Origin of the sequence: Bacillus sp. NH11B, assembly GCF_001884205.1 — a bacterium.
In the GTDB taxonomy this organism is placed as follows: domain Bacteria; phylum Bacillota; class Bacilli; order Bacillales; family Bacillaceae_G; genus Bacillus_A; species Bacillus_A proteolyticus.
Genome location: NZ_MAOG01000129.1, coordinates 1 through 8,755 on the forward strand (window position 1 = coordinate 1; position 8,755 = coordinate 8,755).

The 8,755-nt window shown below is 37.7% G+C and carries 6 protein-coding genes, 1 tRNA gene and 1 pseudogene; all 8 read right to left on the minus strand.

Going from position 1 to position 8,755, the window contains the following annotated elements:
- Positions 1-70 precede the first annotated feature (70 nt).
- The 8 genes and pseudogenes from glmS to BAU27_RS23525 all read right to left on the minus strand — a co-directional run bounded on the left by glmS (position 71) and on the right by BAU27_RS23525 (position 8,755).
- Entirely contained in the window at positions 71-1,873 is a 1,803-nt protein-coding gene (gene glmS / locus BAU27_RS23495; RefSeq protein WP_071744476.1) for a glutamine--fructose-6-phosphate transaminase (isomerizing), read from the minus strand.
- A gap of 12 nt (positions 1,874-1,885) precedes the next feature.
- Positions 1,886-2,070, minus strand: a pseudogene (locus BAU27_RS33620) (hypothetical protein).
- Between the two features lie 286 nt (positions 2,071-2,356).
- Positions 2,357-3,703 (minus strand): phosphoglucosamine mutase, encoded by a 1,347-nt coding sequence (gene glmM / locus BAU27_RS23500; RefSeq protein ID WP_071744475.1) that lies wholly within the window; start codon positions 3,701-3,703, stop codon positions 2,357-2,359.
- Positions 3,696-5,189 (minus strand): CdaR family protein, encoded by a 1,494-nt coding sequence (locus BAU27_RS23505; RefSeq protein ID WP_071772129.1) that lies wholly within the window; start codon positions 5,187-5,189, stop codon positions 3,696-3,698. The genes glmM and BAU27_RS23505 overlap by 8 nt, the downstream gene beginning before the upstream one ends.
- A complete protein-coding gene (cdaA, locus tag BAU27_RS23510; protein ID WP_071744473.1) occupies positions 5,182-6,003 on the minus strand; it encodes a diadenylate cyclase CdaA in 822 nt (273 codons plus the stop codon). Before cdaA ends, BAU27_RS23505 begins: the two co-directional genes overlap by 8 nt.
- Positions 6,004-6,250: 247 nt before the next feature.
- Positions 6,251-7,144: an arginase gene (gene rocF / locus BAU27_RS23515; protein WP_000711584.1), complete on the minus strand. Its 894-nt coding sequence runs from the start codon at positions 7,142-7,144 to the stop codon at positions 6,251-6,253.
- A 268-nt stretch (positions 7,145-7,412) separates the two neighbouring features.
- Positions 7,413-8,558 carry a glycerate kinase gene (locus tag BAU27_RS23520; RefSeq protein ID WP_071744472.1) on the minus strand — a complete coding sequence of 382 codons (1,146 nt, stop codon included), beginning with the start codon at positions 8,556-8,558 and terminating at the stop codon, positions 7,413-7,415.
- 124 nt (positions 8,559-8,682) lie between these two features.
- A tRNA-Ala gene (locus BAU27_RS23525) sits at positions 8,683-8,755 on the minus strand.

Sequence of the window (8,755 nt, forward strand, 5' to 3'; positions counted from 1 at the left end):
GTTCCCGACTTTTTTGTTCAGTTCCCAACTTTTTTGTCATTTAACATAATCTAGTTACTCTACCAATTTCCTACTCAACAGTAACAGACTTAGCTAAGTTACGTGGCTTATCAACGTCACACTCGCGGTGAAGCGCTGCGTAGTATGAGATAAGTTGTAATGGAATAACTGCTACTAGCGGTGCTAGTGCTTCGTGTACAGCTGGTAATACGAAGCTGTCACCTTCCATTTCTAAGCCTTTCATTGAGATGATACATGGGTTAGCCCCGCGTGCTACTACTTCTTTCACGTTACCACGAATTCCAAGGTTTACGTGCTCTTGTGTAGCAAGTGCGATAACTGGTGTACCGTTTTCGATTAAGGCAATTGTACCGTGTTTTAATTCTCCTCCAGCAAATCCTTCTGCTTGGATGTAAGAGATTTCTTTTAGTTTTAACGCACCTTCTAAACCTACGAAGAAGTCTACGCTACGTCCGATGAAGAAGCAGTTACGCGTTGTTGCTAAAAATTGTTTTGCTAATGCGTCCATCTCTTCTTTTTGATCACAAAGTACTACCATTGCATTTGCTACAAGTCCTAATTCGTGTGTTAAATCGAAATCAAGAACTTCACCTTTTGCTTGTGCAATGTCAGCCGCTAAGATTGAAAGTACTGCAAGCTGTGCTGTGTATGCTTTCGTCGATGCAACTGCAATTTCTGGTCCAGCATATAGCGGAAGTGTATAATCAGCTTCACGAGAAAGCGTAGATCCAGGTACGTTTGTAATTGTTAATGCTTTATGACCCATTTCATTTGTTTGCACAAGTACTGCACGGCTATCAGCTGTTTCACCACTTTGTGAGATGTAAATGAAGAATGGTCTTTCTGTTAATAATGGCATGTTGTAAGAGAATTCACTTGCTACGTGTACTTCAACTGGTACTTTCGCAAATTTCTCAATGAATTGCTTTCCAACAAGACCTGCATGATAACTTGTTCCACATGCAATGATATAAATACGATCGCTATCTAAGATTGCATTACGGATATCTGAATCCAGTTCAATCTCGCCATTTTCATCTTGGTACTTTTGAATAATATTACGGATTACAAGTGGTTGCTCATCGATTTCTTTTAGCATGAAGTGAGGATACGTTCCTTTTTCAATATCACTTGCGTCTAATTCCGCTGTATAAGGTGCACGTTCAATCGTTTCACCTTGTAAGTTTTTAATTGTAATGTTTTCTTTTGTTACGATTACGATTTCTTTATCCATTAACTCGATAAATTGATCTGTAACTTGTAACATCGCCATAGCGTCGCTCGCCACAACATTAAAGTTGTCACCAACACCTACTAATAGCGGGCTTTTGTTTTTAGCAACATAAATCATGTTTGGATTTTCAGCATCAAGTAGTCCGATTGCATAAGAACCATGTAAAAGAGATAGCGTATTACGGAACGCTTCTTCTACACTTAATCCTGTGCTCACTTGTTGTTCCATAAGCTGTACGATAATTTCTGTATCTGTTTCACTTACGAACGTTACATCTTGTAAATATTCCTTTTTCACTAACTCATAGTTTTCAATTACACCGTTATGAACTAGTGTAAAACGTTTTGATGTACTTTGATGCGGATGCGCGTTTAACTTACTTGGAACACCATGTGTAGCCCAGCGTGTATGACCGATTCCCACACTTGCTGCTACGTTCTCATCTACGATTTCGCGAAGTTTTGCAATACGGCCTTTTTCTTTGTATACAACAACACCGTTCTCTGCTTGTACTGCAATACCTGCTGAATCATATCCACGATATTCTAGTTTTTCTAAACCTTTTAATAAAATTTCCTTTGCATCTTGCTCTCCAATAAATCCTACGATTCCACACATGTTTAGTCGCCGTTACAAATGCTTACACTGCTTTGCGAACATGTAACGACATAGTCCGATACCATTTATTTATATTAAAAAAACGGATTACATATTGCTAGCCCTGTAAGCTTGTAACGGCTTTCACCTTCCTCTCAATTGGGTTTAAGTCCGTATACACTTATACAGCTAGTTTTCATCCGTTCCTTTTCTCTCATCACACTTTCACCTTTGTCCACTAAGTCACCTTAATGTTTTAAGTAAAAGTTTGCGGTTGTGATGAACAACCGGGAGTCATCCGCCGAAATCTCGATAAACTCCACCTCGTCAACTACACTACTTGTAGTTCTGGCGCTTTTATAATTTACAATATTTACTTTGAGAAAAAGAACAAGACAATCTTATAACAAACAATATAAACCGTCAATGAATTTTTTTTCATTGTCTATAAAACATATGAAAAAGGAGCACTTCTTGTGCTCCTTTTAAAACAAATTCGGTAAATTATTCAGCTCCAACTTCCGCTTTCACAACTTCTACAATACGGTGCACATAAGCATCACAAACTTCTTGTGTCGGTGCTTCTGCCATTACACGAATAAGTGGTTCTGTTCCAGATGGACGAACAAGAATACGACCGTCTCCGTTCATTTCTTCCTCTACAACACGAATAATTTCTTTAATTTTCTCATTTTCTAATGCTAGTTTTTTATCTGTTACACGAACGTTTACTAGTAATTGTGGGAATTTTGTCATCTCGCCTGCAAGCTCAGATAATGGCTTTTTCGTCATTTTCATGATGTTTACAAGTTGAAGTGCGCTTAACATTCCATCACCAGTTGTAATGTAATCAAGTAAGATAATGTGACCTGATTGTTCTCCGCCCAGGTTATATCCACCACGTTTCATTTCTTCCATTACGTAGCGGTCACCAACTGCTGTTTTATCACTTGTAATATTGTTTGCTTCAAGTGCTTTGTAGAAGCCTAAGTTACTCATAACTGTTGAAACAACTGTATTATGTTTCAATTGACCAGTTTCTTTCATATACTTCGCACAAATAAACATAATTTGATCGCCATCAACGATGCTTCCTTTTTCATCTACCGCGATTAAACGGTCGCCATCACCATCAAAAGCAAGTCCGATATCGGCACCTTTTTCTTTTACTAATTCAGCTAAGACTTCTGGATGTGTAGATCCTACGCCCTCGTTAATATTCATACCGTTTGGAGAAGTTCCCATCGTTGAAATATCAGCTTCTAAGTCTGCAAATAAGTATGGAGCTAAAGAAGAAGTCGCACCGTGTGCGCAATCTAAAGCAATATGTAAACCAGAGAAATCTTCCTCTACAGTTTGTTTAATGTATTGTAAATACTTTTGTCCACCTTCAAAGTAATCACTCACTTGGCCAAGGTTAGTACCTGTTGGACGTGGTAACTCGTCAACTTCTTTGTCTAATAATGCTTCAATTTCAGCTTCTTGCTCATCTGTTAATTTAAAACCATCTGAACCGAAGAACTTAATTCCATTATCTTGTACTGGATTATGAGATGCAGAAATCATAACACCCGCTTGTGCATCTAAAGCTTTTGTTAAATAAGCCACACCTGGTGTAGAAATAACACCAAGACGCATTACTTCTGCTCCAGTTGATAATAGACCTGCTACTAAAGCTCCTTCTAACATATGTCCAGATACACGTGTATCACGGCCAATAATTACTTTTGGACGATCTGTATCTTTTGTTAATACATAACCGCCAAAACGTCCAATTTTGAATGCTAATTCAGGTGTTAATTCCTTATTTGCAACCCCGCGTACTCCGTCTGTACCAAAATATTTACCCATTATTATTCGCTCCTTTTTCGTGCTCTTTTTGATTATCTACTGTTGGTTCTTGGCTCGTTTCTTGCCCATTTTCTTTGTCTTTATCTTTGTCTTTATTTTTTTCTTTATCTTTTTCCTGATCCTTTTCTGGATCCGGTTCAGGATTTTTTGGTTTTTCAGTTTGGTTTTCTTTATTGTTTGCTGGATCTGGTTGTTCGATATTACCCTGTACTTCTTTATCTGGCTTTTCTTTCTTCACAATTGTGACTTTAGCACTTTTTTGTTTTGGTTCTATCGAAATATTACCAGGACCGCTCACTTGAATAGAAACATCCTTCGTCCCCGGAGATACATTTTGCAGATTAATCGCAGCTGTTATTTGAGCAGCTGTTATTTTATCTACTATACTTGCTTCTCCTGAAATATCAACGCTTATCTTTCCATCTTGTGGCGAAAGTAGCTGAGCAGTAACATCATTCGGAATGCCATTTTTTTGAATCGGGATACCATCTATAGTTTTACTTTTCGTTTGTTTTACCTTTTGTACCCCTACAGAAACCTTCACTTGATTTGGTTTTGCACTTGTCACACCTTTTGGCAATAAAACAGAGGCATCGAATGTTGTAGAATCCGTCAATTGACTAAGATCTACCTCGACCCCCTCTATAGATTGTATATTATCCAAAATGTCTTTTGGACCTGCTATCGTTACCTCTTTTGGTTCAACATTAATATTTGTAACAGCTAAACCCTCTGGTAAATTCCCTTTTTTCGAATATGTTAAAGGAACTGTTTTTTCGACGTTATTTGCTGTAGGTTGTGTCGCTACATTCACCGTTACACTTATTTTAGATGGACTCGTTTTTACATTTAAACGTTTTCCTTCTTTATTGTACAATGTAACGTCTGGTGTTTTTGTAACAGTTTTATTCACGCCTTTTAAGTCGATATATGCCTTAGCAGATGAAATACTTTCGATTTCTTCTTTCGTCCCAACTACCTCAACAGTATCAGGTTTAATGCTTGATTTTTCGAGAGTAGCACCCGCTGGCATCTGATCCTCATTTGATAATTTTAAGTCTACATGAACATATTTTCTCGCTTTTTCATGAAGAGTAACTTTAATTGTTGATGGCTGAACTGTTCCTTTTACATCATCTGGAAGCCCGTTCGTTTTCAAAGAAACTTCATAAGTCCCTTTTGGACTATCTCGCAAATCAACCGTTATATCAAATTGTTTTTTTGCTTTTGCTGTAGCAACTGCTGCTTTTGGGCCTTCTAACTTCACCTTAACGCCCTCTGCCGGAATACCACTTACAATATATTTCTCTTCATCATACTTAAGGTTAATAGCATGATTAGTTAATGTTTCTTTCGTATCATTTGCGAAAGGTAATATACCCGACGTCGTATTTTTTTCAGTTAAAGTTGCGGACATAAAAAGCATACACGCCAATAGTAATGAGATTCCTTTTAAAAACCAATGATTCTCCATTAACTTATCCATGACGCTTTCTCCTCCAATTCCATAAAGACGAAGAAGTCGTTTTTTCGTTCCCACTAAATTCTGCTAATAACATATCCTTCAGTTGTTCTGTCTTCAAATCACGATGCAACTTACCGTTTTTCGTTAAAGAAATTTGGCCCGTTTCTTCAGATACAACTACTGTAATACTATCAGTGACTTCACTAACTCCCATTGCAGCGCGATGCCTTGTTCCTAACTCCTTAGAAATAAAGGGGCTTTCTGATAACGGAAGATAACAAGCCGCTGCTTTAATTGTACTTCCTTGCATAATTACGGCTCCGTCGTGAAGAGGCGTATTTGGAATGAAAATATTAATGAGTAACTCCGATGATACATTTGCATTTAACGGAATACCCGTTTCCACATAATCACCCATTCCGGTCTCTTTTGACAACGTAATTAATGCACCAATTCTACGTTTTCCCATATATTCCGTTGCTTTTGCTATCGATGTTGCAACAATTTCAGGTTCATCATCCTCCTGAGTTCCAACACGCGAAAATAAACTTCCGCGTCCTAGCTGCTCAAGTGCTCTTCGCAATTCTGGCTGGAAGATAATAATAACGGCTAAAAATCCCCACGTTAATACTTGTTCCGTTAGCCAATATAGCGTATGCAATCCAAGGAAAATACTAATCATCCGAACGACAATAATAACCGTAATCCCTTTTAAAAGTTGAACAGCTTTCGTCCCTCGGATTATAAGAATTAGCTTATATATAATAAACCATACAACGGCAATATCTAATACCGTACTAAGATATTTCAAAATGGTCGTATCTTCAAAAGGCATGCTAACCCTTCCTCCTACTTACGAGCAATTCTATCCATATATTGAAATATTATTTTATGCTCTATCTGTATGTATTTCCAACAACTAGTTAATTATACCATACATGAAACAAACGACAATTACAAACGCCCCCTTTAGCTTAAATTGGTAAGATGTCAAACTTTCTTACCCTACAGTATAATATCAGTCATTATTATACGCCTATTTTCCAATAAAAAAAGCAACTTCACAGTTGCTTTTCTTACATTTATTTCAGTTTTTCACCGAATAAAGAACCCATTAAAGCAACCGCTGTTGTTGCTGTTCTGTTTCTCTCATCTAAAATTGTATTTACTTCAACAAACTCAGCAGATGTAACAATATCAGCTTCTGCTAACATCTCCATCGCTAAGTGGCTTTCACGATAAGATAGACCACCAATTACAGGTGTTCCAACTCCTGGTGCGTCATGAGGATCAAGCCCATCTAGATCTAATGATAAATGAACGCCATCCGTATGAGATAAATACGCAATTGTTTCTTCCATAACAGCCGTCATACCCATACGATCGATTTCATGCATTGAGAATACTTTAATGCCTTCATCGCGAATAAAGTCTTTTTCTCCTTCATCCAATGCACGTGCACCGATAATTACAACGTTCTCTTTCTTCACCTTTGGATATGCTTCATATAAGTCTACAAGCGTCGGATGTCCATAGCCTAAACTTGCAGCAAGTGACATACCGTGAATATTTCCAGATGGTGAAGTCTCTTCTGTATTTAAATCACCATGTGCATCATACCAAATAACACCTAAATTTTTATAATGTTTCGCTACACCAGCTAGCGTACCGATAGCAATACTATGGTCACCGCCTAATACGAGTGGAAAACGACCTTCTTCTATAATATGATCAACCTTACTCGCTAATTCATTACATACAGTTGCAACTTGTGTAAGGTTTCTTAATTTTGTATTTTCATCTACTTCTTTTTCTCTCTCAATACATATATCTCCCAAATCTTTAACGTCATATCCAATTTGTTCAATTCTTTCAATTACCCCTGCATAACGGATTGCGCTTGGTCCCATATCAACCCCGCGACGCATCTGTCCTAAATCCATTGGAACTCCAATAACTGAGATTTCTTTTTTCATAGATAGTATCCCCCTTTTATGCCTTCCTAAATATTTTAAATCTTTTATATAGTCTGACTCAACTCGACATTTTTCTGCATGGATATACAATATATTCACTTGTACTCTCATTGAAACCTAAATTTTAAGACTATTCTATGTATAAAGTTAACTTTATGAAACAACTGACTTTTCTATCAGCTAATATTTTTATCCGCACTTTTCCCCATCATCACTCAGGATTATGCAAAATATCATCACATAAATGAATTATAAAACACTTCTACATTTAGAAGCGTTTTTCTGATGCTAATTTCCACACTGCTGCAATATTTCTTGCTGTCATTTCGATATTCTCTTCTGCCCTTTTATATGCTTCTTCTAATGTCATTGGACTCGCTGTAATACTAAACACTGCATCAATTCCCTTTTCGTAAACAGTCGTATAATTCGAGGATACAGATCCACCAATAGCAATTACAGGAATATGACGACATTTCGCCCGCTTCGCGACACCAACAGGAGCTTTTCCATACGCTGTTTGTTCATCTATTCTTCCCTCACCAGTTACAATCAGATCGGCGCCCTCTATACACTTATCAAAATTTGTATAATCTAATACAATTTCAATTCCTTTTCTTAACTGCCCCTTTAGAACTGCAACGACAGCTGCTCCCATTCCTCCAGCTGCCCCCGCCCCTGGTATTTCAGATACATTTAAAGACACATGTTGTTTAAGTATATTAGCATAATGTTTTAAATTCTCATCTAGCTCTTTCATCATCTCTACATTTGCACCCTTTTGTCTCGCAAATACAAAAGATGCCCCGCTAGCTCCAACTAAAGGGTTATCTACATCACACGCCGCTTCTAACTTTAGATCCTTTAGACGTGAATCAATCCTAGAAAGGTCAACAGTAGTAATCAAATGTAATGTCCCTCCAGAGGGTTCTATTACTTCACCTTTCCTGTTTATAAACCTTGCGCCTAAAGCAGATAGCATACCAGCCCCACCATCATTTGTAGCACTTCCTCCGAGCCCTAAAATAATGTGTTTCGCTCCTTGATCTAATGCATGTAATATAAGTTCTCCTGTCCCTTTTGTCGTTGTAATAAGTGGGTTTCTCTTTTCAATTGGAACGTGTTGTAATCCTGATGCTGCTGCCATTTCAATAAATGCTGTCTTCTTATCCTTAGACATACCATAAAAGGCTTGCACGCTCTCTCCAAGCGGCCCTGTCACATTAAGTGATATAATTTCCCCCATTGTAGCACCAACAAGAGATTCGACCGTTCCTTCACCTCCATCTCCAATTGGTACTTTAACGTACTCTGCTTTAGGAAAAACTGCTGCAAAACCTCTTTCAATAGCTTCACATACCTCCATAGCTTTCAAACTTTCTTTATATGAATCAGATGCAATAACAACTTTCATAATTATCTCCCCTTATTTATGCTCTTCTTTCATTTTAAACAACATATACAAAAGTTGTCTTTTTATGTGAAATTTAAGCACAAAAAAAGCTTACATCATTTGATGTAAGCTTTCCCTATTTATATGGAGCCTAGCGGGATCGAACCGCTGACCTCCTGCGTGCAAGGCAGGCGCTCTCCCAGCTGAGCTAAGGCCCC

Excerpts from the sequence above, each read along its gene's own strand:
- glmS (WP_071744476.1), bottom strand. The coding sequence starts at position 1,873 with ATGTGTGGAATCGTAGGATTTATTGGAGAGCAAGATGCAAAGGAAATT.
- glmM (WP_071744475.1), bottom strand. The coding sequence starts at position 3,703 with ATGGGTAAATATTTTGGTACAGACGGAGTACGCGGGGTTGCAAATAAG.
- BAU27_RS23505 (WP_071772129.1), bottom strand. The coding sequence starts at position 5,189 with ATGGATAAGTTAATGGAGAATCATTGGTTTTTAAAAGGAATCTCATTA.
- cdaA (WP_071744473.1), bottom strand. The coding sequence starts at position 6,003 with ATGCCTTTTGAAGATACGACCATTTTGAAATATCTTAGTACGGTATTA.
- rocF (WP_000711584.1), bottom strand. The coding sequence starts at position 7,144 with ATGAAAAAAGAAATCTCAGTTATTGGAGTTCCAATGGATTTAGGACAG.
- BAU27_RS23520 (WP_071744472.1), bottom strand. The coding sequence starts at position 8,558 with ATGAAAGTTGTTATTGCATCTGATTCATATAAAGAAAGTTTGAAAGCT.